Source organism: Corynebacterium segmentosum (assembly GCF_900637825.1).
In the GTDB taxonomy this organism is placed as follows: Bacteria; Actinomycetota; Actinomycetes; order Mycobacteriales; family Mycobacteriaceae; genus Corynebacterium; species Corynebacterium accolens.
The window spans coordinates 284,105-308,708 of record NZ_LR134408.1 but is presented as its reverse complement, the minus strand read 5'-3'; the positions used below and the strand labels follow the sequence as shown (position 1 = coordinate 308,708).

Genomic DNA, 24,604 nt, shown 5'->3' with positions numbered 1-24,604 from the left:
AGTGGTTATAACCGGAATGAAGGTTCTGCAATGCTGTACCTCTTGATAGCCCTGGCAGCGCTTGCGGCCGTGGTCTACCTTATCTACAAAAAAGTCCACGCTGCGGCGGCAATTTTCTCAGTAGGTATCGTCCTACTCATGCTCGCCGCGCTCACCGGCCGCGCCGATTTTAGAACCGTCGATATCGACGCTACCGGCAATTCCTTCTATGACCAGCTCTTGGTGGTAGACGCCCTTTTCAAAGAGCGCTTTTCCGGCATCGGCATGGCCATCATGGTCCTATTTGGTTTCGTGTCATACATGCACCACATCGGCGCCGATGCCAAGGCGGTGGTGATTCTCTCCTCCCCTCTCAAACGCTTTGAAGGTTCCTATTGGTTGGTCCCAGTCGGCTTCCTCATCGGTAGCCTCCTATCGCTGGTGGTTCCCTCCGCCTCTGCGCTTTCATTGCTGTTGGTCGCAACGCTGCTTCCAGCGCTTATCGCCGCAGGGCTTACGCCCCTGACTGTTGCTGCGATTGTTGTCACGTCGTCCACAATCATGCCCACTCCCCTAGAAGCGGGACTTATTCAAGGTGCTGCGCTTACAGATATGCCGGTGACGGAATTCGTCTTCGGCTCAGTCGCGTATGCGGCCATACCAACCTTGGTGATAACCGCCTTTGTACACATGTGGTGGCAATGCCGCTGCGATAAAAAGAAGCAGATACCGCAGGGTTTGCAGATGGTGAGAATGCGTCCTTGGCAGATACCGAAGAATCCATTGCGCGTGCTTCTTCCCTCCCCGGCTATTACGCAGTTCTGCCGTTGCTGCCGCTCTTGCTCATCGTTCTATCAGCCATCCTGAACCAGCTTGGCGTTCTTTCCTTCGAGGCGGGAATCCTGCCAGTTACCGTGACGTCACTATTTATTGCGATGCTCATCGAATCCATCCGCAAGCGCACGGTTACCGGCGCCATCGATTCCACCGCTACCTTCTTCAAAGGAATGGGCGAAGGCGCGGCTGGCGTCGTCGCGCTCCTAGTGGCGGCCGCCGTCTTGGTAGAAGGCATCACGCAGATGGGCGTCATCGACATGCTTATCAACGTGGCACAGGATTCTTCGGGTGCCGCCATCACGCTCGTGCTGATCTTCGTCGCCGCCACGGCGGCCATGGCCGCGCTCACCGGTTCCGGCACCGCACCCTACTTTGCCTTCGCGGAGGCGGTACCTGACTTGGCTGCGCAGACCTCGATCCATGCTCCACAGATGCTCACTGCCATCTGGGGAACCTCAAACCTCATGCGCCAGGTTTCGCCGGTCAACGCTGCGGTACTCATCGTGTCTGGGGCCATTAACGTCAACCCCATCCGGCTGGTCAAGCGCACTGCCGTTCCGATGATCGTCGCTACGGTGCTCAACACGCTCTTTGCCTTCATGTTTATCGGGTAACCCAAGAAAACCATTGACCCCAGCCCCCACCCCGGCTAGGTTGGTTCCTACCTACCCCCTGAAGGAGGAACCATGTTACTGGCAGAGGCATTAGCGGAGCGCGCCCAGGCGCAGGACCGGCTCAATGAGCTGCGCGAGCGCCTGCTCTCCGTAGTCCGCGTGCAGGAGGGCGATACCCCGGACGAGGATCCGGCCGAGCTTTTGCGCGAGTTGGAGGGCATTACTGGGCGCATCGATAAGCTCGTGCAGGCCATCAATGCCACGAACGTGGCCACCGATTTTGATGGCGAGAAAAACTTGATGCAGGCGCTGGCGCTTCGCGATGGCCTCGTGCGCACCCGCCGCATCTACCACGACCTCGCCCAAGCCGCGGGCGCGCGCCAGGACCGCTACTCCCGCGCGGAGATTAAGTTCGTGGCCACGCTGCCGGTAGCAGAGCTGCGCAAGCGGGTCGATGACCTGTCCAAACAATACCGGGAGCTTGATACCCGGATCCAGCAGTTGAACTGGAATACGGAACTGATAACTCCATAGCGAAGCTTTAGTCATGCCACGCCGCGCGCGTGGCGGTAGCCTTTTCGCACATGCAGCGAGTATGCCCCCGCCTTCGAGGGGAAATTCGAGGACATCTAGGCACCCTTTGGCGTTAAAGGGTTGAGGAAGTTCGAGTCTTCCCACCGTATTGATGACCGCGCCGGCATAGGGTACACGGGTACATTGCGGGGTAACCCCTCGCAGTTATTGAGTATCGATTATTACCAGCATACTGGGCAGTGCGTAGAGGTGAGGGTTGGGAATGGGGACTAAACTTTTTCGCGCCCACTATGCTGGGCGCTATGAGCGAGCAGAAGAAATACAGCACCGATAATCCGTTCCGTGAGGAATTGTGGCGCCCGGTTGAGGGCTTTGGGAATCTCACGGACGTCACCTACCACCGTCTGGCGGCAGACGGGCGGAAGAATGGCATCGTGCGCATCGCCATCGACAGGCCGGAGGTGCGCAATGCCTTCCGGCCGCACACCGTGGATGAGCTGTATCGGACCTTGGATCACGCCCGCCGCACCCCGGATGTGGGCACGATCTTGCTTACCGGCAATGGGCCATCGCAAAAAGATGGCGGCTGGGCGTTTTGTTCCGGCGGCGACCAGCGCATTCGCGGACGTTCCGGATACCGTTACGCCACCGAGCATGCCCACGATGATGCCACGGCGGATGAATCCAGCGTCGATGAGGCCCGCGCCAAGGTTGAAGGCGGCCGCCTGCACATCCTAGAGGTCCAGCGCCTTATCCGCACCATGCCCAAGGTGGTTATCGCCGTGGTCAATGGGTGGGCCGCCGGTGGCGGGCACTCGCTGCACGTGGTCTGCGACATGACCGTGGCCTCCCGCCAGGAGGCACGCTTTAAGCAGACGGACGCGGACGTCGGATCCTTCGATGCGGGCTATGGCTCGGCCTACCTGGCCAAGATGGTGGGCCAGAAATTCGCCCGCGAGATCTTCTTTCTGGGCCGCACTTACGATGCCCAGCGCATGTATGAGATGGGCGCGGTCAATGAGGTCGCGGACCACGGCGAGCTCGAGGACGCCGCCATCCGCATGGGCCAGGAAATCAACATGAAATCCCCCACCGCCCAGCGCATGCTGAAATTCGCGTTCAACCTCACCGATGATGGCCTGATGGGCCAGCAGGTCTTCGCCGGCGAGGCCACCCGCCTGGCCTATATGACCGATGAGGCCGTCGAGGGCAAGCAGTCCTTCTTGGACAAGCGCGAGCCCAACTGGGACGAGTTCCCTTACTACTACTAAGGAGTGCCCCGCACCGTGCTCATCGCATTCTGTATCCTGCTCGCGGTCCTCGCCGTCGCGGGCGTTCTCGGCTCCCGCGTGTGGATGCTGCGCCGCATTAAAGAGGCCGAGGCCAATAACGAGCGGCCCTTTGATCAGGAGGACACGTACCGCTGATTCCTGCATCGACTCACCCCGGCCGCAACCGGGGTTTGTCCCGCTGTGGCCTTAAGATCTAGTGCCGTGACTATCCTCGCCCCCTTGCCCGTCGACCCGCACGATCCCGCGGCCATCCTGCCGGACCTCGAATCCGCCATTGCCGGTAGGTCCTGCTTTTTGCCGCTGCCGCTTGCCGATGCCACCCGCGCCACCCTCCTGCGCAATTCCCAACGCGCCGGTGAACCCATCGCCGAGGACATCGCGCTCGTGGTCTCCACCTCCGGGTCCACCGGCACCCCAAAGGGTGCGCAATTAACGCCGGCCAACCTGGTGGCCAGCGCCGATGCCACCCACCAGGTCCTCGGCGGCCCTGGGCAATGGCTCTTGGCGATGCCCACCCACCATATCGCCGGCATCCAAGTCCTCGTCCGATCCCTTGTGGCCGGGGTGGATCCGCTCTGCCTCGATCTCAGCGCGGGCTTTAATATCTCTGCCTTCGCCCGCGCCGCCGCGGAGCTTTCCCGCACTGGCGACCGCACCTACACTGCGCTCACCCCGCTGCAGCTGGCCAAGGCCATGGACTCGCAGGAGGGCATCGATGCGCTCCAGAGTTTCGATGCCATCTTGGTGGGCGGTGCCGCCATCCACCCACGCCTGCACGCCGCAGCCACGGAGCACGGCATCACTATCACCACCACCTACGGTTCCTCCGAGACCGCCGGCGGCTGCGTCTACGATGGCCGCCCCCTGCCTGGAACGACCGCCCGCGTCCAGGACGGCCGCATCTTGCTCGGCGGGCCCACCATCGCGCGGGGCTACCGCAATGCCCCGAGCCACGAGGCGTTTCCTGCAAACGGGTGGTTTGCCACTTCCGATGCCGGCGTCATCAAAGACGGCATCCTCACCGTCACCGGGCGCCTCGATAATGTCATCGACTCCGGCGGGCTGAAGCTGCACCCAGAGGTCTTGGAACGCGAGATCCTTCGGGTGCCCGGTGTTGCCGAGGCGTGCGTCGTCGGCATCCCGCACCCGCGGCTGGGCCAGGCCATCGTGGCCGCCTATACCGGTGATGCCGAGCTTGGCGATATCTTCGAGGCCCTCGAAGACGCCGAACTCCCCCGCTGGCAGCTGCCTAAGGACTTAAAGCGCCTCGCGGACTTTCCCACCACCGGCCCTGGCAAGGTTGACCGCCAGGCCGTTGCCGCCCTCTTTAGCGCCTAACCTCCACCGCGGGCCCCGGCCTCGGCTCCAGCCCCGGCCCCGGCTTACTGATTGCTGAACGCTGCTAGCCCAGTGGCACAATGGTGGCTATGACTTCATCAGCCGGTAATTATTCCGCTACCGCACAGGATTGGATCAATGGCGCTCGCCCGCATACGTGGGCCAACGCCTTCGCACCCGTTGTCGCAGGTACGGGCGCGGCCTTCGGCATTAGCGGCGGGCATATCGGCCGCGCGATGCTCGCGCTCATCGTGGCGTGGGCGCTTATCATCGGCGTGAACTATGCCAACGACTATTCCGATGGCATCCGCGGTACCGATGATGACCGCACCGGCCCGCAGCGGCTGACCGGCAGCGGACTTGCACAGCCGCGCCACGTGAAATACGCCGCGTTCGGGTGCTTTGCCGTCGCAAGCTTAGCCGGAATCATCCTGTCGCTGGCCGCTGGTGCCTGGTGGCTCATCCTCATCGGTGCGCTGTGCATCGCCGGCGCGTGGTTTTATACCGGCGGCAAGAACCCCTACGGCTACCGCGGCCTGGGCGAGGTCGCCGTCTTTATATTCTTCGGCCTCGTCGCCGTGCTCGGCACCGAATTTACCCAAGCCGGCCGCATTTCCTGGACGGGCCTGGCCCTGGCCATCGGCATCGGCGCCATGAGCTCCGGGGTGAACCTGGTCAATAATATCCGCGATATCCCCTCCGATGCCGAGGCCGGCAAGATCACCCTCGCGGTGCGGCTAGGCAATAAGAACGCCCGCCTGCTGTTTACCGGCCTGCTACTCTTGCCCTTCGTGCTCACCATCGCGGTTGCCTTCGGCAGCTGGCTCGCGCTCGCTGGTCTGGTCTACTTCCCGTTTGCACTCCGCGCGGTGCGCACCGTCAATCGCGGCGCCACCGGAGCCGAGCTCATCCCCGTGCTGGGGCTGACCGGGCGCGCCATGCTCATCTGGGCAGTGATCGAGGCCATCGCCGTCGCCCTCGTCTAGTCCAGGGCTAGGCTTCCGCGCGGCCTTCCAATTCGGCCTGCACCCACTGCTTATGCGCCTTGCGCTGCGCGGAGTATTCCGCCAACGTCTGCGTAGCCTCGATGCGCCAATTTTTAAAAATCAGCATCGATAGCGGCAGGGCCACAAAGAGCGCCAAGAGCGCTGCCACGAGGACGGGAATGGGGAACTTAATCGCTACCGCCAGCAGCTCGATGACCGCGGTGAGCGCGATAAAAAGCACCACGCGCGCGAGCCCGTATTTCCATAGCGCCTTGCGGGAGCGACGGCGCAGTTCGGGGTCCGGTTTTGGTGGCTCAGGGTTGTGCGTCATGGGGGTCGATTGTACGCCGTACAGGTAGAATAATCTGCATGGGTCGACTAATCCTCCTACTACTTTTTGTCCTCGCCGCCTACCTGGTGTGGAAGGCCTTTGGGCCATCATCCTGGAAGTCCCGCCAGGTTGAAGAACAACCGCGTTCCATCAAGGGCCCCGATGATGACGAGGAATTCCTGTGGAACCTGGAAAAGGAGCGCTTCAAGCAGCGCCGCAAGCAGGAGGCCGAGGAAGAAAAACGCCGCCAGCGCCGCACTCGCGATGCCGACGGCAAAGGTGGTTCAAAGGGCCAGGACGACAACCAGGATTAATCCTTTGGCACGAACCGCATCTCAAGTCCCAGCGCTTCTGCCACAGCGGTAACCTTTTCCCACCGCACGCCTGCCCCACCGTGTTCGATGGTGTGGAGGGTGGAGCGGGAGACTTGGGCGGCATCGGCAAGCTGCTGCTGGACGATGCCCAACTCCCGCCGCCGCTGCGCAATCTGCGCTCCCAAGCCCAGGATGAGCTCGTTATCGCCGGCGGGCTTTCCCTGCTTATTGCGCGGGCTATGGTTGGTGGCCATTTAGTTCAGCCCCGCATAGGAGTGCAGGCCGGAGACCACCATATTGATGAAGAAGAGGTTGAAGATCATCACGGCCGTAGCCAAGATGTTAATCCACGGCGCGGCCTTGCGGAAAGCCGGGGTCGCACGCGCGTGCAGGTAGGCCGCATAAAGAATCCAGGTGGCAAAGGACACGGTTTCCTTCGGGTCCCAACCCCAGGGGCGGCCCCATGCGGATTCGGCCCAGATGGCGCCCAAGATGATGCCCAGGCCCAAGGTGGGCAGGGTGATAACGCCCAAGCGATACGCCAGGCGGTCAATCTTGGCCGCGGACGGCAGCGGATAAGCCAGCGCGCCAAAGAAGCCGCGTTCGGCGTCCTTTGGCTGCCACAGGCGCAATAGGCTCAATAGCGAGGCAATGCCGGAAACGATGCCGATGGACGCGCCCAAGGACACCACCGTGACGTGGATGGGCAGCCAGTGCGATTGCAGCGCCGGCACCACCGGTGCGGAATCCGCATAGAGCTTGGTGGAACCGTAAAACATCAGGGCCAGCACCGGGGTAAGGATCCACGGCCAGACCGTGCGCCACTCCTTGCGCTGCATGGCGATATTGCCCACCAGCAGCACGCCGAAGCACACCATCAACACGTATTCGTAGAGGTTGCCAAATGGGAAACGGCCCGTGGCCAGCCCGCGCAGCACGATGGCCGCGGCGTGCAAAGCAATGCCCACCCACATCAGCGAGGTGGTCATCCCGCCGAGCTTATCCAGCTTGCGTTCCTTCTCCGCGACTTTGTCCTCGCTCGAGGTTGCGGCCGCGGAGGCGGCCTCAGCCTCGTAATCGGTGCTGGCAGCTGCTGCGTCCGTACCGGTTGCAGCGTCAGAGGCGGTACCAGCGTCTGCGCCGGTGCCAGCCCCGGTGGCGGTCCCGGCAGCGGCTCCAGCCTCGGCTCCAGCGCCGACCAATACCTTGGACGCCTCCGAGCGGCCCGCGCGGCGCGCCTCGATGAGGCTGCGAATGCGGCCGTAGTACAACAGCGACATAAATAGCGCGACGCAGTACACCACGAATGCAGTCTGCACCGCGAGATCCGAGAAGTTCGACAGATTCTGATCGATCTGCAAGGGAGTCCACCTAGCCTTCACACGTGCGGGATAATGCTGAATACCTTACTCATGCACACAGCGGGATCCAACTATAGTTGGATTAATCATCAGTATAGAGTTTGTCTTCTTCCACCTCATCTGGATCCGGAAGCTCCAAGAGCGCGCGGTGCAGCTCGTGGAATTCCTCAGACCAGCCGGCGCGGTCGGTGCGGGCGAGACCACCCATCTCGATGGTGGTGCCGCCGGCGGAATCCGGCCGCAGGCGAATATAGACGCGGCGGCGCTTAATCATCAACGAGGCCACGAGGGATACCAACATAACCAGCGCGGATGCCAACACCCACTTCTGGAATGGGTCATAGGAGACCTGGTAATTGGCAAACTCATTAGCGCCGTCAAAGGTGATCTTGGTGCCATCATCAAGCGTGACGTCATCGCCCTGACTCAGGTTCACACGGTCGATCTTCTGCAGTTGCCCCGAGTGCACGAGGCTTGTGTCCAGCGAGAAGAGCGACTGCGGCGTACCGGTATCGAGGCCAGCATCGCCGCGGTAGATATCAACCGCCAGCGCCGGATCGTTCAGGCCCGGGTGGGAGGATTGCAAAAGCTTGCCGTTCTCACCGCTCCACTCGGCCGTTGGGGCGAAGAGACCCTGGATGGCCAGCTGGTTTTGGCGGCGCTCAAAAAGATCCGGGTACATGCCCGCCGGCGGGTCAAAGCGCAGCACGCCGGATGACAGGAAGAAGGTCGTGTCAGTGGGCTGGAATTGGATGGTCTGCGTGCGCTTTTCCCCATCCGGCCACTCCACCGTCACTGTTGGTGCATAGCCGTGGCCCTGCAGGTAGACGCGGTTTTGCGCTAGGCGCAGCGGGTGGTTGACCTTGAGCTCATAGTCCTTCCATTCGGAAGGGTCCTTATAAATATCGTCGCCCTCCGCGTAAGAGACGTTGGAGGTAAACATCTCCGCCTGACCATTGGGCAGGTACTTCGCGGTGAAGTCGTGCGCGGTCATGCAGAAGGGGTGGAGCCCGGTGCCATCGAAAAGCGGCCCTGCCCGGAAGGAGTCAAAGTTTGAGGTGGAGGTATTACAAAACTCCGTGGACTGCTCCAGGGAGGTATTGCCGCCCTGCGAGCCGGACTCCGTAACCACGATGACCTGGCCCTCATAGTTGACCAGGCGGCCGGCGGCCACGGTGACCAGGATCGCCACCAACGCGACGTGGAAGATGAGGTTGGCCAGCTCGCGGCTGTAACCGCGCTCGGCGGAAAAGGCGTGCACCCCGGCGCGGTCCTTATCCGGGCTGTACTCGGCCACGCGCCACCTTTTCAGGCGCTTGTGGATCTCCGCGCTGAGTTCTTCCTCGCTCTTTTCCGAATGCCCCTCGGCGCTCAGCGGCAGGCGGTGCAGGTACTTCGGCGCGCGCGTGGGCTGCGTGCGCCACGCCTTGTAGTGATCGATGGAGCGCGGAATGATGCAGCCGATGAGCGAGACCGCCAACAGCAGGAAGATGGCTTGGAACCAGATGGAGGAAAAGACATCAAAAAGCTGCAGCTTATCGTAGATTTCCGCTACGGTGCCATTGGATTCGATGAACTCCTGCACGTTCTGCTCGTTCAGGTCGCGCTGCGGCAAGAGGGAGCCGGGGATGGCGGCGAGCGCCAGCAAGAAAAGCAGGGCCAGCGCAGTGCGCATGCTGGTAAGCCAGCGCCAGGCTTTGCGGATATATTTCACGTTTCTCCTAAATGAGGGTTGCGCCGTAGTCCACGGTCCATTTCTGGATATAGGAAATAAACTCGCCCCACAGGCCGGTAACCAGGGCAAGGCCCACGAGGATCATCGCCACGCCGCCAATGATCTGAATGGTGCGCGAATGCTTGCGGGCCCACGAAATGGTGCGCATCGCCCGCGCGGACCCGAGCGCCACCAACAGGAACGGCAGGCCAAGGCCCAAGCAATAGCCCACGATGAGCAGGGCGCCGCGGGCGGCGGTCACGCCTTCGGTGCCGGCGGAAATGGACACAATCGCCGCCAGCGTGGGACCCAGGCACGGCGTCCAACCCAGCGCGAAGACGCCGCCCAAAAGCGGCGCGCCCAGCCACGTGGTCCAGCGCTTCGGCGCCAGGCGCGTGTCTTTCTGCAGCGCCGGAATCGCGCCCAGGAAAACCACGCCCATCAAGATGGTGACGCCGCCGCCCACGCGCATCAGCGTATCGGCGTTGAGCGTGAGCGCGGAAATCGCGCCAAAGACCGAGACCGTCGCCAGCACAAAGACCACGGTAAAGCCCAAAATAAAAAGCGCTGCCGCCAGCACGACGGCCCATTGCCTGCGCTTGCCGACGCCCACCCCCAACTTCTCGTCATAGCTCACCTCACCGCCAACCACGCTGGCGAGGTAAGAGATATAGCCGGGCACCAGCGGGATGACGCAGGGGCTGGCAAAGCTGACAAGACCCGCCAGAGCCGCGGCGAGGATGCCAAGGATCAACGGGCCGGAGGTGGCAGCTTCGGCAAACTGGCCGCCGATATTTGCTGCGTATTCCATTTATTCCTTTTCTAACTTATCCACAACATCCATCACGTCATCGGTGGTGATGGACCGCAAGAAGACGGTAGCCGGGCGGTGTTGTTTATCCAAGACGATCGTGGTCGGCACCACGGACGTAGGCACGCCGCCGAGCGCCGCGGCCGTCTTAAACGGCGGGTCATAGATGGAGGGGTAGTCCAAGCCGTTATCGTCCAAGAAGTCATTGGATACCTGCGGGTTATAGTCGCGCACGTTGATGCCTAAGACCGTGCCCAGGTCGCGTTTTTGCAGCTCGGCGTGCACCGCCTGCAGGTCATCGGCCTCAGCGCGGCACGGCGCGCACCACTGGCCCCAAGAGTTCAAGACCACGACTTCGCCCTCGTAGTCATCCAAGGAAATGGTCTTATCCGTATCGCGGACGTCCGCGCCGCTAAAGCTGCGCAACGGTTTCCTATCGGCTTCCTCGTAGTGAATTTCCCGCTCCCCGCCCGGGGAGATGAATTCAAACTCGCCGCCGGTGGCCACCGCGTTTTGGGCGTTTTCGGCATCCTGCGTACAGGCGGTCAAGGTCAGGACGGTTGCAGAAAGCGCGGCTGCCACAACGCGCGTTGCCGCACGGGTGCGTGTGCGTGCCATTAAATCTCCTGCGCCGGCGAGGAGTAGAAGATATCGGTGACCTGGTTATCCTCAAAAAGCAGCGAGGTTACCGAGGCCAACGCGCACTCGCGGTTCCACGGCGCATGCGGCAGGCGCTGGCCCAGCACCGTGCGCTGCACCATCACGATGGGCAGCTGGTGGCTCACCAGCACGGCCTCGTGCCCCTCCGCCGCAGTATGCGCGCGGTCGACCGCCCCGAGCATGCGCTCGGCGATGCCCTCATAAGCCTCACCCCACGACGGCTCCAGCGGATTGACCATCTTCGGCCAGTGCCGCGGGTTCCACAGCGCCGAGCGCAAACCCTTGGTGCGCAGGCCCTCGAATTGGTTACCGGACTCAATGAGCGTCTTATCGACGTCCACATTTAGCCCCGTCACCTGCGCAATCGGCCGCGCCGTTTCCTGCGCGCGCTGCAGCGGCGAGGCCGCCAAATAGGTCACATCATGATCGCGGAAGCTTTCCGCCGTCCGCGCGGCCATGGAATGCCCGCGCGAGGATAGGTGGTAGCCCGGGATGCGCCCGTACAGAATCTTGCCGGGGTTGTGTACCTCGCCATGGCGCACGAGGTGAACGATGGTGCGTGTCATGTCTCTCCTTGTTGAGTAGGCCTAGTTGCGCAGGCCTTATTGTGCGGGACGCGCTGCGGCCGCGGCCTTCGCGGCGGACTTGAGGGCGGCATCGATGCGCTCGAAGTCGGCATCGCCAAGAGCATCAGAGACGAACCAGGTCTCGAACGCGCTCGGTGCCACGTAGATGCCATTTTCAAGCAGCGCGTGGAAGAACGGGGCAAAGCGGAAGTTCTCTGCGGCCTGCATGTCCGCGAAGTTGCGGCCCTCGCCCTCTGCAAAGCGAATGGAGAACATGGATGCCGCGCGCTGAATGTGGTGCGCCACGCCCTCGGCCTCCAGCGCGGAGGAAATCATCGCGCCAAGCTGGTCGGCCTTTTCTTGAAGGCGGGGGTAAAGGGATTCATCGGCAAGCTGCAGCGACTTCAGGCCCGAGGCCATCGCCACCGGGTTACCGGACAAGGTGCCCGCCTGATAGACCGGACCATCCGGCGCCAGGTAGTCCATGACCTCGGCGCGACCGCCAAAGGCCGCGGCCGGCAAGCCACCGGAAACCACCTTGCCAAAGGTCACCAGGTCCGCCGCCACGCCATCGACGCCGTACCAGCCCTTATAGGAGGTGCGGAAGCCGGTCATGACCTCGTCGAGGATGAGCAGGGCGCCATCGGCATGCGCAATTTCCTTCAGCGCCGCGTTGAAGCCCTCGTTCGGGGCCACGGTGCCCATATTGCCGGCAGAAGCCTCCGCAATGATGCAGGCAATCTGACCCTCGTTCTCCGCGAAAAACTCGCGCACCGCATCCAGATCGTTATAAGGAACGACGATGGTGTCCTTCGCCGTCGCACCCGTAACACCCGGCGAATCCGGCAGGCCAAACGTCGCCACGCCCGAGCCCGCCGATGCCAACAGCGCATCCACGTGCCCGTGGTAGCACCCCTCAAACTTCAGCACCTTCGCGCGGCCCGTATAGCCGCGGGCCAAACGCACCGCCGACATGGTCGCCTCCGTGCCGGAGTTGACCATGCGCACCTTATCGGCCGCGGTGCGCTTGACGATTTCCTCCGCCAGCAGCGCCTCACCCTCCGTTGGCGTGCCAAAACTCAGCCCGCCGGTGGCAGCCCGCTGCACGGCTTCGACGATTTCCGGGTGCGCATTGCCGTGGATCATCGGGCCATACGAGCTCACGAGGTCGACGTACTCATTGCCGTCGACATCCCACAGGCGCGATCCTGCGCCCCGCTCGATCACGCGGGCCTGGCCGCCCACGGAGCCGAAAGCGCGCACCGGCGAGTTCACCCCGCCCGGGATCACTTTGGAGGAACGCTCGAACCACTGTTGCGACTGGGAAGTATTAGGCATGTCTGTCATTCTAGCGACTCGCGCGACATACAAAAGTTTGACTATGCATGTCGGTGGAATTCACAGCAACCCTCCAACGTTCCCTGAGGTTCCGTGATACGTCATAGAAAACGGCATTCCCGCTGAGATGGCACACTGGGGAGGTATGAAGATTGCATTTTTAGGAACCGGACGCATGGGCACCGAGCTTGCCCGCCACCTACTATCTGAGCACGAGCTGACGGTGTGGAACCGCACCGCTGAGCGCGCGCAACCGCTCGTGGATGAGGGCGCGGCGCGCGCCGATACCCCCGCCGCGGCCATCGAGGGCGCCGAGGTCATCATCACCTCTCTCTTCGGCCCCGACCAGATCCGCGAGGTGGTCATCGAGCCGCAGCTTATCCCCGAGGGCATTACCTGGATCGACACCACGACGGTCTCGCCTGACGATGCCCGCGAGTTCGCCGCCGCCGTCGATTCCTACATCCACTCCCCCGTCGTGGGCTCGCTGGGCCCGGCGCGCGAGGGCAACCTGGGCGTTTATGTCGGCACGCCTGACGATGACCGCCGCGAGGTCGCCCTCGGACTTGCCGAGGCCTGGGCGGGCGAAGAAAAGCTGATTGGGGTGGAAACGGCGGCGACGGCGGCCATCGGCAAGCTGCTGGCCAACCTCGCCCTCGCCGTGACCGCCGAAGGCCTGCTCGAGGCCCTGCAGCTCGGCGAATCCGAGGGGCTCGATTCCGAGGTCATCTTGCAGATGCTCGATATCACCGGCCTGTCGTTTATGTCCAATATGAAAGGCCCGTTCATCACCGGCGAGCGCAATACCGACCCCGGCGATTTCACCGTCGATGCCCTGGCCAAGGACGCCAAGCTCATGGAGAAGACCTCCGATAAGCCCCTGCCCGCCGTAACTGCTGCCATCGAGCGCTTCGCCGAGATGCAGGACATGGGCCACGGGAACCAGGACTTCTCATCCATCTTCGTTTTCCGCAATAAGGGCTAGTTATTCACATGTCGCGTCAACGAACCGCGGCTTTTTAGCGCTTTTCGGGCGAGTTATCCACAGGCTGCGCCCGCGCGCCGCGCTTTAGTTGCGCTATCACCTTAAGCTGCGGGGCATGACAGCACTTCAGGCATACCTCGCGGCTTTAGCGCCCGGCATCGACATCGTCGCCGGGTGCACTGGCATGTCCGCCCGCGAGCTGCGCGCGGCCGGTGCGCCGAACCGGACTGCGCGCACGCTGCTCACGCTTGCCGATGCCTTCTTCTCCCCCACCTCCTTTTCCCGCCAACAACGCCGCGCCGTGGCCGCCGCCCGCGAACGCGCCCACGCGCTGCCAACACTCGAGGTCATCGAGCGCTACGCCACGCGCGCCAAGACCAAGCGCCAGGCGTGGCAGCTGCGGGTGGAGCTTTGCCGCACCGCCGCGGATACCGATGAGATGGAAAAACTCGCGCGCAAGAAGCTGCGCGAGATTAATCCGCCCACCCCGCCGCGCCCTGGCGTGCGCATTCGCCGCCGCAAAGACGCGCCGTGGACGCTCGCGATTACCGGGCCGTCTGCCCTCATCGCTGACTTAGAATCCAACTTGGACGAGGATGCGCCTTTAGATTCCGTCGCGGGGCTTTTCTCCGGCTCCGGCGCCGCCGCCCCGCGGCCGACGGTAACGACCAATGCGATCATCACGCTCGACGATCTCGACCGCATCATCGACGGTGACGGCGAGGAAATCACCATCCAACTCACCAATGGTGCGCGGCTTACCGGCGCCGAATTGGTCGCGCGCACGCTTTCCGAGCGTGGCCTTATCACCCTCGTGCATCCCTTCGAAGGCGCGGTAAACCTCTACCGCACCGAGCGCATGGCAAACGAGAAGCAGCGGCTCATGGCCGCCGCCGAAAATCCCGTCTGCCCGTGGCCGCGATGCAATTATCCCGCGGATAAGTGCCAAATCCACCACCTCGAAGCCTGGCAGCACGGTGGCGATACCAATATGGCCAACCTTGCGGCCTGCTGCTCATATCACAACGGCGTCAACGACGATGACCCGAATGCCCCACCTCGCCGTGGTCGCCTCGCCCGCAGACGCGGGCGGGTGGTGTGGCAACCGCCCTGGGCCGACACCGTGCCCGATGCCGTGCCCGGCCCCAGCGCCGGAACCTAGTGCTAGCGCCTAGCATAGGCCCCCAGCACGGACTTTCGGCACTGCCCCGTAGCGCTGGTTCCTAACACCGGTTCTCAGCACTGGAACCTAGCGCCCAGGGCCCGCTGCCATTCCCAGCCGAGGGACAGCTCCTCGCACATGCCAATTATCTGTGCGCATGTCAGGTTTCCGCACGCGCGGAATCAGCCGCAAGCGCCTGTTCAGGCAGCAGTAGCCCTGCTGCCTGTTTAGGCATGCCCAAAACCGATTCGCTCCAGCTCCGGACCGCGTCGCGGTACAGGCGCGGGACCGCCGGCGATTCTTAACTACCGGCAGCGTCAGCCACCGACTTCGCTAGCTGCAACCGACGCCAGTTGCAGCCGAGGCCAGCTTCTGATGCTAGATGCGGGTCCCAGCCACGCGAGCTAGCTGCTAGAGATGCGTGCGGCAGCAGCGCGCGCATCTGCGATGACCGCGGGCACGCCCACGCCGCCGGCCCAGGCACCCGTGGCGTCGACGCCTGGGGATTGGGACAAGGCATCGCGCACGGCGGCTACGGTGTCGAGGTGGGTGGCATCAAAGCGCGGCAGGCCACCGAACCAACGCTGGGTGAAGATTTCGGCAACGCCAGCCGCGCGGCCGTCGAAGCCAGTCAGGTGTTGCAGGTCATCGAGGACGTAGTCCACGAGGTCGTCTTCTTCGGCGCGGACGATGGCGTCGTCGCCGAACCGGCCGAACGAGGCGCGCACCAGCGCCCCGCCGCGCTCTGCCAGGTGGGGCCATTTGCGCGACGACAACGTAAACGCCTTTGCGTGCACGTCATCTTGGTCGGTGGCTACGAGGATGCCGGAGTTTTGTGGCAGCGCGGTGCCGGAGGGATCGGTGTCGGATTCGAATTTGAGGCCCACGACTGCCGATGCCGCCAGCTTCACCCCCTTCAACCGCGTCGCCGCATCCGGCGCCACCTTGGGCAGCAGGCGCGCGGCGGTCGGCGCCGGGGTAGCTACCAACACGCGGTCGAAGGTCGCGGTATCGCCCGGCGCGCCGGTGAGGCGGAACTTATCGCCCTCGCGCGAGATGCCAGAAATGAACGTGTCAACGAAAATCTTCGCGCCGGATTTTTCCGCCAGGGTCTCATAGAGTTCGGCGTAGCCGCCGCGGAAGGTCTGGAAAACGGGCCCGCCGGCGCTGGGGTTATCTGCACGGGCTTTCTCAAGGGAGCGCACGGCCGCAGAGAGGGTGACGGGGCCGGAGGCGGCGAGGGTATCGAGGGCATCGGCAAGCGTGGGGATGGTGGCGCGGAGGCCAAGGTCATCGGCGGTGCATGAGTACACCCCGCCCAACAGCGCAGAAACCACGCGGTCCACCAGGTCCCCGCCGTATTGTTGACGCACCAACTCACCAACCGAGACGTCGCCGCCCACGGTCCACTCGAAAGGCTGCTCGTTATCGATGCGCCGCGCCGTCTCTTCCGAAACCAGGTGCGCAACCGGCGCGGAATGCGACGGAATGCCCATCACCCCGCCCTGCGGCAGGGCCTTGAGCTCCCCGCTGTAGACCAGCGAGCGCAAACCTGACGGGTCAACTAAACTCCCGGCAAGGCCGAGGGAGTGGAAGAACTCCACGGCATCGCGCCGACGGGCGAGGAAAGCCTCGGCACCCATGTCGGTGGGGCCGTCATTAAACGGCACGGAATACAGCTTGCCGCCAATGCGCCCGGCGGCCTCGAAAACCTCGACATCGTGATCGCGCAGTTCGTAGGCAGCGGTAAGGCCGGCGAGGCCGGCACCGATGATGGCAATACGCATTTAGCCCTCCTCGTGAATGATGGATACGGCGCGGGTGATGGCCTCCGCGTCGGTAGTGGGCAGCACCCCGTGCCCAAGGTTCCAGATATGGGTGTCGATATCGCCGCGCTGCTGGGCGCGCTCGACCTCGCCGCGGATGGTGCGCACGGCCTGGCGCACGGCATCGTCGCCGGCAAAAAGCAGCGCTGGGTCGAGGTTGCCCTGCAGCACGCGCGAATTCACGCGCTGCGCGGCGGTGTCCATGGCCACGCGGTAGTCCACGCCCATGACCTCGGAGCCGGCTTCGGACATCGCCTGTAGCAGCTCCCCGGTGCCCACGCCGAAGTGGATGCGCGGGATGTCGACGCTGGCCAGGATTTCCTGCGAATAGGGCAGCACGAACTCGCGGTAGTCGCGCTCGTTGAGGTAGCCGGCCCAGGAATCGAAAAGCTGCATGGCGTCAATGCCGGCATCGACCTGCACCTGCAGGTAGTTGATAATCGTGGGCACGAGCCGGCGCATGAGCATATGCCATGTCTCGGGCTCGGCGTGCATGAGCGCCTTGGTCCGCTCGTGATTCTTTGATGGCCCGCCCTCGATGAGGTAGCTCGCCAGGGTAAATGGCGCGCCGACGAAACCGATAAGCGCTTGGGTCTCGGTCAGCTCGTCGAGGATTCCCGCAATGCCTTGGGCGACTTCAGGCACGTCAGCTTCCAGAATAGGCAGCTTGCCGATGTCCCCCTTCTCCCTCACCGCCTTCTCCATCACCGGCCCGCGGCCGGGCACGATGTCAACGTTGACGCCGGCGGCCTTGAGTGGGACCACGATATCGGAAAAGAGGATGGCCGCGTCCACGTCGTGGCGGCGCACCGGCTGCAGGGTGATTTCTGCCAGGAGTTCCGGCATGAAGCAAGAGTCCAGCATGCTGATGCCCTCGCGGGCGGCGCGGTACTCCGGCAGGGAGCGACCAGCTTGTCGCATCAACCACACCGGCGGGCGGGAGGGAGTGCGGCCGAGGGCGGCGTCGATAATGGGGGCGCGGTTAAGTCGAGACATACCCCTCATTATGAATCAAAAGTTGGAGCAGGGGCTAATTTGCCGCGCCTTTGCCCGCGCGCTTCATGCGTGTCAATGGCGCCTCGGCTTGCGCGCTAGCCCTGCGTTCAGCGTCCGTCAGCCGTAGGCCAGCTGCGCACTAACCTCGCGTGAGGCGAGCGCTAGCCCTGCGATCAGCGCCCGTCAGCCCCGCCCGTGGAGGCTGCGGTGGGCGATAAACCGATTGGACTGGGGCCGGAAGAGCAGAACCACCGCGATAAGCAGCGTCACGGCGATAACCAATAAGCCAAGCCCGCCGATACCAAGCGCCAGGGCTGCGATATTGAAGAAGAGGGCAATCGCAATGACAACGGAAATAATGCGGCGCGCCCACTTCGATCCATTGGCGAGTTGCGCGGAAAAGAGCGCCAGAATGATTGCGCCTATGATATTAAACACCGCGACGAATAGGCGGTTCGACCGCACGTACTCGGCGACGCGCGAATCCGAGGGATCCATCTGCTCGCCGCCTCCGCCGAAGATGCCGACCATGCCACTGACCAGCATGATGACGGCGGCAACAACGAGAACCCAATACGCCCACTGGAGCGGGCGCGGCCACACGGACAAGTCTTGTTCCTGGGTGATGTTCTGTACGGGGCGGTTATAGTCGCGGGGCCCTGGGCGTTGATTCTTATCCGCAGGACCGTCGCTTTGACCATCATCGCGCCGGCCGTGGCCGGGGAACATGCTGGTCATCGGTTGACCCTGTCGTCATCGCCCCTGTTTTGGGAGCCGTAATTCCGCGGAGACTGATTGCGACCGCCTTTACCCTTGGGGTCCTTTTGCTTGGCGTCCTTCTCTTTGACGCCCTTCTCCTTGGCTTCCTGCTTTTCGCGCTTCTCGCGTTCTTTATCGCGGCGCGCCTGCTCGAGTTCCTTTTCCAGCTCGCGCATTTGTTCGAGCTCGCCGGTGTAGTCAAGGGTGTCGGGCTTAATGGAGAAGATGAGACCCAGTACGGCGGCGACGCCGACCAGGATTTGCACCATGCCGTCGGCGGCGAAGAGCCAGTCGGGGACGTCGGCACCCGCGGGCGTGACCATGAAGGTCAGCAGGATGCGGAAGCCGAAGTAAATGGAAAAGGCGAACCAGATACGGCGCGAGGTGCCCGCGCGTTTTGATGGCCCCGCCAGCGACTTCAGCAAAAAGAGCAGCAGCACCAGCACGCCGATGGCAATGGCAGCCGACAGCGCCACCGATCCATAGGCGGCCATTTCAATAAAGGAGTCCGAAACTTCTTCGCCGTCTTCGCCACCCGAGGCACTTTCGACCATCTGCTTGGCCTGCGCCATGAGCACATCGTGGTTGAGCAGGGTCAGCACCACGTTGAGGATTTGGTGGACGGTCTCGCCGGCGACGACGCCCAGCCAGAGCCACAGCATGTAGACCACGGTCTCGGGGCGCTTGGAACCGCCCTTCGCGTCCTTGCCGCCCTGCCGGCCACCGCCAGTTTGATTCGGGCTCGGCTTCCCGTGCTGGCCGCGCTGGTTTCGCTGGTTCTGCGGTTTGCCCGACTGTGGCTCCTGCTGGCCGCGCAGTTTGCCGGGCTGCGGCTTGGGCCGCGATTCTCGTTGAGGCTCACGCTGCTTATCGCGCTGCGGCCCCGGGGTTCCGGGTTGTTGCCCCTGCTGGCCACGCGGATCCCCGGGCTGTGCCCCTGGAGCACCCGGCTGCGGCTCCTGTTGACCGTGCTGTGGCCGCGGATCGCCTGGCTGTGGGCCTGGGTTGCCCGGCTCCGGCGACGCGGGCGGCGGCGTCGGACGAGAAGAAGGCTGTGTCACAAAAATCCTTTACTTGAGCAGGCGTGCGGCTTCGGTGGCGAAGTACGTCAGGATCTGATCGGCACCGGCGCGCTTGAAGGCGGTGAGCGACTCGAGCATGATGGCCTCGCCATCGACCCAACCGTTGGCGGCGCCGGCCTTGATCATCGCGTACTCGCCGGAGACCTGGTACACGGCGACGGGCACGGAGGAAGTCTCCGCGATTGCGGACAAGACATCCAAATACGGCAAGCCCGGCTTGACCATGACGAAGTCGGCGCCCTCCTCGATATCGAGTTCGGCCTCCAGCAGGGATTCGCGGAAGTTGCGCGGGTCCTGCTGGTAGGTGCGGCGGTCGCCCTCTAGGGAAGAGCCGACGGCCTCGCGGAAGGGGCCGAAGAAGGCGGAGGCGTACTTCGCGGAGTAGGCCATGATGGAGACGTCGTCGCGCCCGGCCTCATCCAGATCGGCGCGGATGGCGGCAACCTGGCCGTCCATCATGCCGGACGGCGAAATGATCTGCGCGCCGGCTTCGGCCTGAGAGCGGGCCATTTTTTGGTAGAGCTGGACGGATTCATCGTTAAGCACGCGGCCCTGGTCATCGAGGACACCGCAGTGCCCGTGCGAGGTGAACTCGTCGAGGCAGGTATCGGCCATGATGATGAGGTCATCGCCAAATTCCTCGCGCAGGGCGGCAATCCCGCGGTTCAAAATACCGTCGGGATTCCAGGCCACGGAGCCGGTGGCGTCCTTGTCCTTTTCCAGCGGAACGCCGAACAGGTCCACGCAGGTAACGCCGGCCTCGAGGGCCTCTTCGGTCGCGCGGCACAGCGAGTCAAAGGTGTGCTGGTACACGCCGGGCATGGAGGAAATCTCATTCGGCTCATCGAGGCCGTCTGCAATAAACATCGGCAGAATTAAGTCCGATGGGCGCAGCGTGGTTTCGGCGACGAGGTTGCGCATCTGCGGCGTGGAGCGCAGTCGGCGGGGGCGGCGGGCAGGAAAAGAGCTCATTGGGTACTCCTTAGAGCGAGACTAAAAACTTACGCCTTCTCGACCTTAGTAGTCTTCTTGCGCGCGCGACGCTTCTTGCGGGGCGCGGGCAGGTTACCGGCAGCGCGGAGGGCGGCGACGTGGCTGGCGAGGGCATCGACAAGCGCGGGCACGTCCGCAACATCCGGCACGACATCGACGCGCAGGCCCAGCTCTTCTGCGGCCGCGCTTGCCGATGGCCCGATGCACGCGATGATCGTCCGCTGGTGCGGCTTGCCGGCGATGCCCACCAAGTTGCGCACGGTGGATCCGGAGGTAAAGGCCACGGCGTCGAAGCCGCCGGTCTTGATCATGTCGCGGATTTCTGCCGAGGGCGGGGCGGCGCGCACGGTGCGGTAGGCCACGACGTCATCGACGTCCCACTGGAGCGCCTGGAGGCCATCGACAAGCGTATCGGCAGCGATATCGGTGCGCGGCAGGAGGACGCGGCTCACGGCGTCGATGTCCTCGACGTAATTGGGAAAGACCTCGAGCAGGCCCTCGGCGTTTTGCTTCTTCTTGTGCGGCAAAAGCTCCGGCACCATGCCCTTGGCGCGGATGGCATCGGCGGTCTTGGTGCCCACTGCGGCGAGGTGCACGCCGGCGAAATCGCGGGCGTCCAGGCCGAGCTGGGAAATCTTATCCCACACGGCGGTCACGGCGTTGACGGAGGTAAAGACGATCCACTTGTAGCGGCCCTCGACAATGCCCTTGATGGCGCGGTCCATCTGCGCCGGGTTGCGGGGCGGCTCGATGGAAATCGTCGGCACGTTCTGCGGGATGGCGCCGTAGCCGGCCAGGCGCGCGGACATGGGCCCGGCCTGTTCCTTGGTGCGCGGCACCAGCACACGCCAGCCGTAGAGAGGGCGGTTTTCCCACCACGAGTACTTGGTGCGGTCATCGATGCTGCGGCCGAGCGTGACCACCAGCGGGCCGGACAGGTCCGCGTCCAGCTTGGCGATGGTCCCCAGCGTCGTCTCGTACGTGCGCTGCAGGCGCGTGGTGCCGTGGACGGTCACAAACGCCTCGGTTTCCGCCGGCATGCCGCGCTGCTGCAGCTCGGTGGAAATCTCCGCGAGGTCTTCCTTGGTGGCCTGCAAGACGATGGGCTGGGTGGCATTGGCGAGCGCGTCCCAGTCGGCACCATCGGTGACATCAGCCTCCGTGTACGTCGAGCCCAGGGCCAGCCCGGCAAAAGACGGCACGGTTGAGGGCAGGGACATGCCCGGCACGACCTGGAATTCCAGGCCCGCGGAGGCCACGGCGTTGATTTCGGCCTTGATGGATTCGCGGTTGAGCGGGTTGCCGGTCACGAGGCGGATGACGTCCTCGCCATCGGCCTCGGCAAGGCACTCGCGCAGCTGGCTTACGATGTCCTCGCCCGGTCCGTAGACCACCGCGGCGGTCGGTGCCGGCGGGCGGGGCGGCTTGCGGCGCGCGCCCTTGGCCTTGGCATCGGCGCACATTTGCGCGTATTCCTCTTCCGCGGCATCCAGCAGCTCTTGTGGGACGGGCAGCGCGGTGGCGACGGCATCGCGCACGCCCTGCATGACCTGCGGATCGGCCACGGCGATAGCGTTATTGGCCAGAACTTCGCGGGCGCGGACGGTCAGCAGGTCTGGGTTTCCCGGACCAGCGCCCACGAAGACGATCTTGCCCAACTGGGTGTCTGACACAGCATTGCTCATAAAGTTCTTTTCTAGATCTGGGCCCGCGGCACCGCACACGGACATGATCGCCTGCAGTGTTTCTCCCCGCGCCGTCGGTGGATATCAAGGTCATAACGGCCAAAATCCCAGGCGCGACGTCCTGGGATGCCCTTAAAGGGGGCCGGGTATCATTGCAAAAAATGATCTATGGTATCTACACCTTAAATTATTAGCGCTTAAAGTAGAAATTACTGACCTAGCAGGTCGGCCGCGCCTTGGGCGAAAAGCTCATCAGAGACCCGCGCGCCCAACTCCGCTGCGTCCGCCGCGGTGCCGGAGGCGGTGGCGGTCAATTGGCGGGAACCATCCAGCGCAAAGACGCCGCCGCGCACCGTGAGCTGATCACCATTCCAGCGAGACGTAGCGGCCACGGGCGCGGTGCAGCCGGCCTCGAGGCGGGCGAGGACGGCGCGCTCGGCAAGGGCTGCGGCGGTGGCTTGTTCATCGACAACGGCGTCTAGTGCCGCGGCCGCCTCGGTGCCGGCGACGGCCTCGATGGCAAGCGCACCCTGGGCGGGGGCGGGCATGAATAATTCTGGATCGAAAATATCGCTCGCCCGATCCTCGTAGCCGCCGCGCAGCAGGCCGGCATAGGCCAGCACCACGGCGTCAAGCTCGCCATCGGTCACCTTGGACATGCGGGTATCGATATTGCCGCGCAGCGGGCGGATATCCAGGTCCGGGCGCAGGGCGGCCAGCTGGGAGATGCGGCGCGGCGCCGAGGTTCCCACCCGCGCGCCCTCCGGCAGCTGCATCAGGGTCATGCCATCGCGGGCGACCAGCACCTCGCGGCTGTCCTGGCGCTGCGGGATAACCAGGCGGAAGCGGTCATCCTCGGCCGTGGGCAGGTCTTTGAAAGAGTGCACGGCGATATCGCATTCGCCGCGGTACAGCGCCTCGCGCAGCGCCTGGGTGAATACGCCCACGCCGATGCGCTCGACCGGGGCCATATTGGTATCGCCTGCGGTGGTGACGATGTGGAGTTCGGAATCGAATCCGGCATCGATAAGCCAATCGCGGACGTGTCCTGCCTGGGTGGTGGCGAGCTTGGAGCCACGGGTACCAATCTGGAACATTTACGCCTCCTTATTCAGCGTGGGCAATTCATTGACGGCAACGGCAACGCCGGAGCCTTCCAGCTGCAGGCCAAAAAGCTCCTGCAGGGCATTTTCGCTGTTAAAGCTGCTATCCGATGCCGCCAGCTTCTTCGCCCGCACCGTCGGTTCATGCAGCAGTTTGTCGGCGACGCGCTTGAGGGCGCCTTGGACATCGGCAAGCTGCTTGCCCTCTAGCTCCGGGTGCTTTTGCTGCAGGCGGGCCGCCTCGCACTCCACGAGGTCCGCCGCGCGGCGGTGCAGGGCGCTAACAGCCGGTGCCACATCGCGCACGCGCTGCGCGGAGGTATAGGCGGCAAGCTCCTCGTCCACGATGGTGCGGGCCTGCTCGTGCGGGCTCGTGCCGGCCGCGACGTCGGTGGCGGCCGCGGACAGGGACTTGCTGAGGCGCTCGATGTTCACCAAGTCCACGTCATCGATTTTCGTTGCCTCGTCATCGATATCGCGTGGGAGGGAGAGGTCAATGAGCATCAGCGGGTGCGCGGGCGGGATATCGCCGGCGGTGATGGTAAAGCCTTCGGCGCCGGTGGCGGAGATGGCGAGGTCGACATCGGCAAGCGCGGTGGCGCGGTCCTGAAAGTCCACCACGCGGGTGCGCACCCCGGCCTCTTCTGCGTGGCCGGCAAGGCGCTCGGCGCGCTCGCGGGTGCGGTTGGCAATCACCAGCTCGCCGATGCCCAGCCGGCCGGCGTGGGTGGCCGCAAGCGAGGCCATTGCCCCGGCGCCGAGCACCAGCGCGGACTTGCCCTGCAGATCCTCCGCATCGAGGCGCTGCAGTGCCTGGTCAAAGGCGAAGGTCACCATCGAGACGCCGGCCTTGTCGATCTCCGTTTCCGAGTGCACGCGCTTGCCGGCCCGCAGCGCGGACTGTGCCAAGGCGTGGATGCGCGGGCCAACCGTGCCCTGCTCGGAGGCGGACTGGTAGGCAGAACGCACCTGGCCGATGATCTGCTGCTCGCCCACCACCATTGAATCCAGGCCGGAGGTAACGGACATGAGGTGTTCCGCGGCGGCATCGGCATAGCGCACGTAGAGGTAATTGCGCAGTTCTTCCTCATCGACCTGGGAGACTTCCTTAAGCACCCGGATGACGTCCTGCACGCCGGTGTGGAAGGCATTGGTCACCGTATAGACCTCGAGGCGGTTACACGTGGAAATAATCATCGCCTCAGTCAGGGACTCGGCATCAACCAACTGCCCGCAGGCGGAATGCTGCACCACATCGTCCATGCTCAACTTTTCCAGCAACGCCACGGGTGCCGATTGGTGGGACATTCCCACAACAAGCACGCTCATGCTCCACAC

Annotated in this window: 24 protein-coding genes and 1 pseudogene; 9 read left to right on the top strand and 16 right to left on the bottom strand. The window is 63.7% G+C overall.

Annotation, left to right across the window (positions count from 1 at the left end; translation table 11 throughout):
• Positions 1-30: 30 nt before the first annotated feature.
• From dcuC to EL217_RS01520, 6 genes and pseudogenes are all read left to right on the top strand, one after another.
• Positions 31-1,430, top strand: a pseudogene (dcuC, locus tag EL217_RS11455) (C4-dicarboxylate transporter DcuC).
• A gap of 72 nt (positions 1,431-1,502) precedes the next feature.
• Complete coding sequence (locus EL217_RS01535; RefSeq protein ID WP_126318209.1) at positions 1,503-1,964, top strand: DIP1984 family protein; 462 nt, start codon at positions 1,503-1,505, stop codon at positions 1,962-1,964.
• A 302-nt stretch (positions 1,965-2,266) separates the two neighbouring features.
• Entirely contained in the window at positions 2,267-3,235 is a 969-nt protein-coding gene (locus EL217_RS01530) for a 1,4-dihydroxy-2-naphthoyl-CoA synthase (protein WP_126318207.1), read from the top strand.
• A 15-nt stretch (positions 3,236-3,250) separates the two neighbouring features.
• Entirely contained in the window at positions 3,251-3,391 is a 141-nt protein-coding gene (locus EL217_RS11205; RefSeq protein WP_023028231.1) for a hypothetical protein, read from the top strand.
• A 66-nt stretch (positions 3,392-3,457) separates the two neighbouring features.
• The gene (menE, locus tag EL217_RS01525; protein WP_126318205.1) at positions 3,458-4,594 is read left to right on the top strand and encodes an o-succinylbenzoate--CoA ligase; all 1,137 of its coding nucleotides are present in this window, start codon (positions 3,458-3,460) and stop codon (positions 4,592-4,594) included.
• 80 nt (positions 4,595-4,674) lie between these two features.
• The gene (locus EL217_RS01520) at positions 4,675-5,580 is read left to right on the top strand and encodes a 1,4-dihydroxy-2-naphthoate polyprenyltransferase (protein ID WP_126318204.1); all 906 of its coding nucleotides are present in this window, start codon (positions 4,675-4,677) and stop codon (positions 5,578-5,580) included.
• Between the two features lie 7 nt (positions 5,581-5,587).
• Here the strand turns inward: EL217_RS01520 and EL217_RS01515 are convergent, their stop codons facing one another.
• Complete coding sequence (locus EL217_RS01515) at positions 5,588-5,911, bottom strand: DUF4229 domain-containing protein (protein ID WP_023016670.1); 324 nt, start codon at positions 5,909-5,911, stop codon at positions 5,588-5,590.
• A gap of 38 nt (positions 5,912-5,949) precedes the next feature.
• Here EL217_RS01515 and EL217_RS01510 point away from each other — a divergent pair, with 38 nt between their 5' ends.
• Entirely contained in the window at positions 5,950-6,225 is a 276-nt protein-coding gene (locus EL217_RS01510) for a hypothetical protein (RefSeq protein ID WP_126318201.1), read from the top strand.
• Here EL217_RS01510 and EL217_RS01505 read toward each other — a convergent pair.
• The 7 genes from EL217_RS01505 to hemL all read right to left on the bottom strand — a co-directional run bounded on the left by EL217_RS01505 (position 6,222) and on the right by hemL (position 12,684).
• Entirely contained in the window at positions 6,222-6,479 is a 258-nt protein-coding gene (locus EL217_RS01505) for a helix-turn-helix domain-containing protein (RefSeq protein WP_023016668.1), read from the bottom strand. The genes EL217_RS01510 and EL217_RS01505 overlap by 4 nt on opposite strands.
• Positions 6,480-7,586, bottom strand: a complete 1,107-nt coding sequence (gene ccsB / locus EL217_RS01500) for a c-type cytochrome biogenesis protein CcsB (RefSeq protein WP_126318199.1) — start codon at positions 7,584-7,586, stop codon at positions 6,480-6,482.
• Positions 7,587-7,668: 82 nt separating this feature from the next.
• Positions 7,669-9,300 carry a cytochrome c biogenesis protein ResB gene (locus EL217_RS01495; RefSeq protein ID WP_126318197.1) on the bottom strand — a complete coding sequence of 544 codons (1,632 nt, stop codon included), beginning with the start codon at positions 9,298-9,300 and terminating at the stop codon, positions 7,669-7,671.
• 7 nt (positions 9,301-9,307) lie between these two features.
• A complete protein-coding gene (locus EL217_RS01490) occupies positions 9,308-10,111 on the bottom strand; it encodes a cytochrome c biogenesis CcdA family protein (RefSeq protein ID WP_126318195.1) in 804 nt (267 codons plus the stop codon).
• Positions 10,112-10,729 carry a TlpA disulfide reductase family protein gene (locus EL217_RS01485; protein ID WP_126318193.1) on the bottom strand — a complete coding sequence of 206 codons (618 nt, stop codon included), beginning with the start codon at positions 10,727-10,729 and terminating at the stop codon, positions 10,112-10,114.
• On the bottom strand, positions 10,729-11,337 hold the full coding sequence (locus tag EL217_RS01480) for a histidine phosphatase family protein (RefSeq protein WP_023028225.1): 609 nt from the start codon (positions 11,335-11,337) through the stop codon (positions 10,729-10,731). The genes EL217_RS01485 and EL217_RS01480 overlap by 1 nt, the downstream gene beginning before the upstream one ends.
• Positions 11,338-11,373: 36 nt before the next feature.
• Entirely contained in the window at positions 11,374-12,684 is a 1,311-nt protein-coding gene (gene hemL / locus EL217_RS01475) for a glutamate-1-semialdehyde 2,1-aminomutase (protein WP_126318191.1), read from the bottom strand.
• A 136-nt stretch (positions 12,685-12,820) separates the two neighbouring features.
• Here hemL and EL217_RS01470 point away from each other — a divergent pair, with 136 nt between their 5' ends.
• Both EL217_RS01470 and EL217_RS01465 read left to right on the top strand, forming a co-directional pair.
• The gene (locus EL217_RS01470; RefSeq protein ID WP_126318189.1) at positions 12,821-13,660 is read left to right on the top strand and encodes an NAD(P)-dependent oxidoreductase; all 840 of its coding nucleotides are present in this window, start codon (positions 12,821-12,823) and stop codon (positions 13,658-13,660) included.
• Between the two features lie 115 nt (positions 13,661-13,775).
• On the top strand, positions 13,776-14,822 hold the full coding sequence (locus EL217_RS01465; protein ID WP_023030052.1) for an HNH endonuclease signature motif containing protein: 1,047 nt from the start codon (positions 13,776-13,778) through the stop codon (positions 14,820-14,822).
• 404 nt (positions 14,823-15,226) lie between these two features.
• On the opposite strand, the gene EL217_RS01460 is transcribed toward EL217_RS01465, so the two are convergent.
• The 8 genes from EL217_RS01460 to EL217_RS01425 form a co-directional block, all read right to left on the bottom strand.
• The gene (locus tag EL217_RS01460; protein ID WP_126318187.1) at positions 15,227-16,609 is read right to left on the bottom strand and encodes a protoporphyrinogen oxidase; all 1,383 of its coding nucleotides are present in this window, start codon (positions 16,607-16,609) and stop codon (positions 15,227-15,229) included.
• The gene (gene hemE, locus EL217_RS01455; RefSeq protein WP_023030050.1) at positions 16,610-17,644 is read right to left on the bottom strand and encodes a uroporphyrinogen decarboxylase; all 1,035 of its coding nucleotides are present in this window, start codon (positions 17,642-17,644) and stop codon (positions 16,610-16,612) included.
• A 183-nt stretch (positions 17,645-17,827) separates the two neighbouring features.
• Positions 17,828-18,382, bottom strand: a complete 555-nt coding sequence (locus tag EL217_RS01450) for a hypothetical protein (protein WP_023030049.1) — start codon at positions 18,380-18,382, stop codon at positions 17,828-17,830.
• The gene (locus EL217_RS01445) at positions 18,379-19,464 is read right to left on the bottom strand and encodes a proline-rich domain-containing protein (protein ID WP_126318185.1); all 1,086 of its coding nucleotides are present in this window, start codon (positions 19,462-19,464) and stop codon (positions 18,379-18,381) included. The genes EL217_RS01450 and EL217_RS01445 overlap by 4 nt, the downstream gene beginning before the upstream one ends.
• Before the next feature lie 9 nt (positions 19,465-19,473).
• On the bottom strand, positions 19,474-20,457 hold the full coding sequence (hemB, locus tag EL217_RS01440) for a porphobilinogen synthase (RefSeq protein WP_126318183.1): 984 nt from the start codon (positions 20,455-20,457) through the stop codon (positions 19,474-19,476).
• A gap of 29 nt (positions 20,458-20,486) precedes the next feature.
• A complete protein-coding gene (locus EL217_RS01435; protein WP_232018344.1) occupies positions 20,487-22,163 on the bottom strand; it encodes a uroporphyrinogen-III synthase in 1,677 nt (558 codons plus the stop codon).
• A gap of 209 nt (positions 22,164-22,372) precedes the next feature.
• The gene (gene hemC, locus EL217_RS01430) at positions 22,373-23,260 is read right to left on the bottom strand and encodes a hydroxymethylbilane synthase (protein WP_126318179.1); all 888 of its coding nucleotides are present in this window, start codon (positions 23,258-23,260) and stop codon (positions 22,373-22,375) included.
• Positions 23,261-24,595: a glutamyl-tRNA reductase gene (locus EL217_RS01425; RefSeq protein ID WP_023028215.1), complete on the bottom strand. Its 1,335-nt coding sequence runs from the start codon at positions 24,593-24,595 to the stop codon at positions 23,261-23,263. It abuts the gene before it with no gap.
• Positions 24,596-24,604: the final 9 nt, after the last annotated feature.

Coding starts and splice junctions, on each gene's coding strand:
- EL217_RS01535 (WP_126318209.1), top strand. CDS start 1,503: ATGTTACTGGCAGAGGCATTAGCGGAGCGCGCCCAGGCGCAGGACCGG.
- EL217_RS01530 (WP_126318207.1), top strand. CDS start 2,267: ATGAGCGAGCAGAAGAAATACAGCACCGATAATCCGTTCCGTGAGGAA.
- EL217_RS01520 (WP_126318204.1), top strand. CDS start 4,675: ATGGTGGCTATGACTTCATCAGCCGGTAATTATTCCGCTACCGCACAG.
- EL217_RS01515 (WP_023016670.1), bottom strand. CDS start 5,911: ATGACGCACAACCCTGAGCCACCAAAACCGGACCCCGAACTGCGCCGT.
- EL217_RS01510 (WP_126318201.1), top strand. CDS start 5,950: ATGGGTCGACTAATCCTCCTACTACTTTTTGTCCTCGCCGCCTACCTG.
- EL217_RS01505 (WP_023016668.1), bottom strand. CDS start 6,479: ATGGCCACCAACCATAGCCCGCGCAATAAGCAGGGAAAGCCCGCCGGC.
- EL217_RS01490 (WP_126318195.1), bottom strand. CDS start 10,111: ATGGAATACGCAGCAAATATCGGCGGCCAGTTTGCCGAAGCTGCCACC.
- EL217_RS01485 (WP_126318193.1), bottom strand. CDS start 10,729: ATGGCACGCACACGCACCCGTGCGGCAACGCGCGTTGTGGCAGCCGCG.
- EL217_RS01480 (WP_023028225.1), bottom strand. CDS start 11,337: ATGACACGCACCATCGTTCACCTCGTGCGCCATGGCGAGGTACACAAC.
- hemL (WP_126318191.1), bottom strand. CDS start 12,684: ATGACAGACATGCCTAATACTTCCCAGTCGCAACAGTGGTTCGAGCGT.
- EL217_RS01470 (WP_126318189.1), top strand. CDS start 12,821: ATGAAGATTGCATTTTTAGGAACCGGACGCATGGGCACCGAGCTTGCC.
- EL217_RS01465 (WP_023030052.1), top strand. CDS start 13,776: ATGACAGCACTTCAGGCATACCTCGCGGCTTTAGCGCCCGGCATCGAC.
- EL217_RS01460 (WP_126318187.1), bottom strand. CDS start 16,609: ATGCGTATTGCCATCATCGGTGCCGGCCTCGCCGGCCTTACCGCTGCC.
- hemE (WP_023030050.1), bottom strand. CDS start 17,644: ATGTCTCGACTTAACCGCGCCCCCATTATCGACGCCGCCCTCGGCCGC.
- EL217_RS01450 (WP_023030049.1), bottom strand. CDS start 18,382: ATGACCAGCATGTTCCCCGGCCACGGCCGGCGCGATGATGGTCAAAGC.
- hemB (WP_126318183.1), bottom strand. CDS start 20,457: ATGAGCTCTTTTCCTGCCCGCCGCCCCCGCCGACTGCGCTCCACGCCG.
- EL217_RS01435 (WP_232018344.1), bottom strand. CDS start 22,163: ATGAGCAATGCTGTGTCAGACACCCAGTTGGGCAAGATCGTCTTCGTG.
- hemC (WP_126318179.1), bottom strand. CDS start 23,260: ATGTTCCAGATTGGTACCCGTGGCTCCAAGCTCGCCACCACCCAGGCA.
- EL217_RS01425 (WP_023028215.1), bottom strand. CDS start 24,595: ATGAGCGTGCTTGTTGTGGGAATGTCCCACCAATCGGCACCCGTGGCG.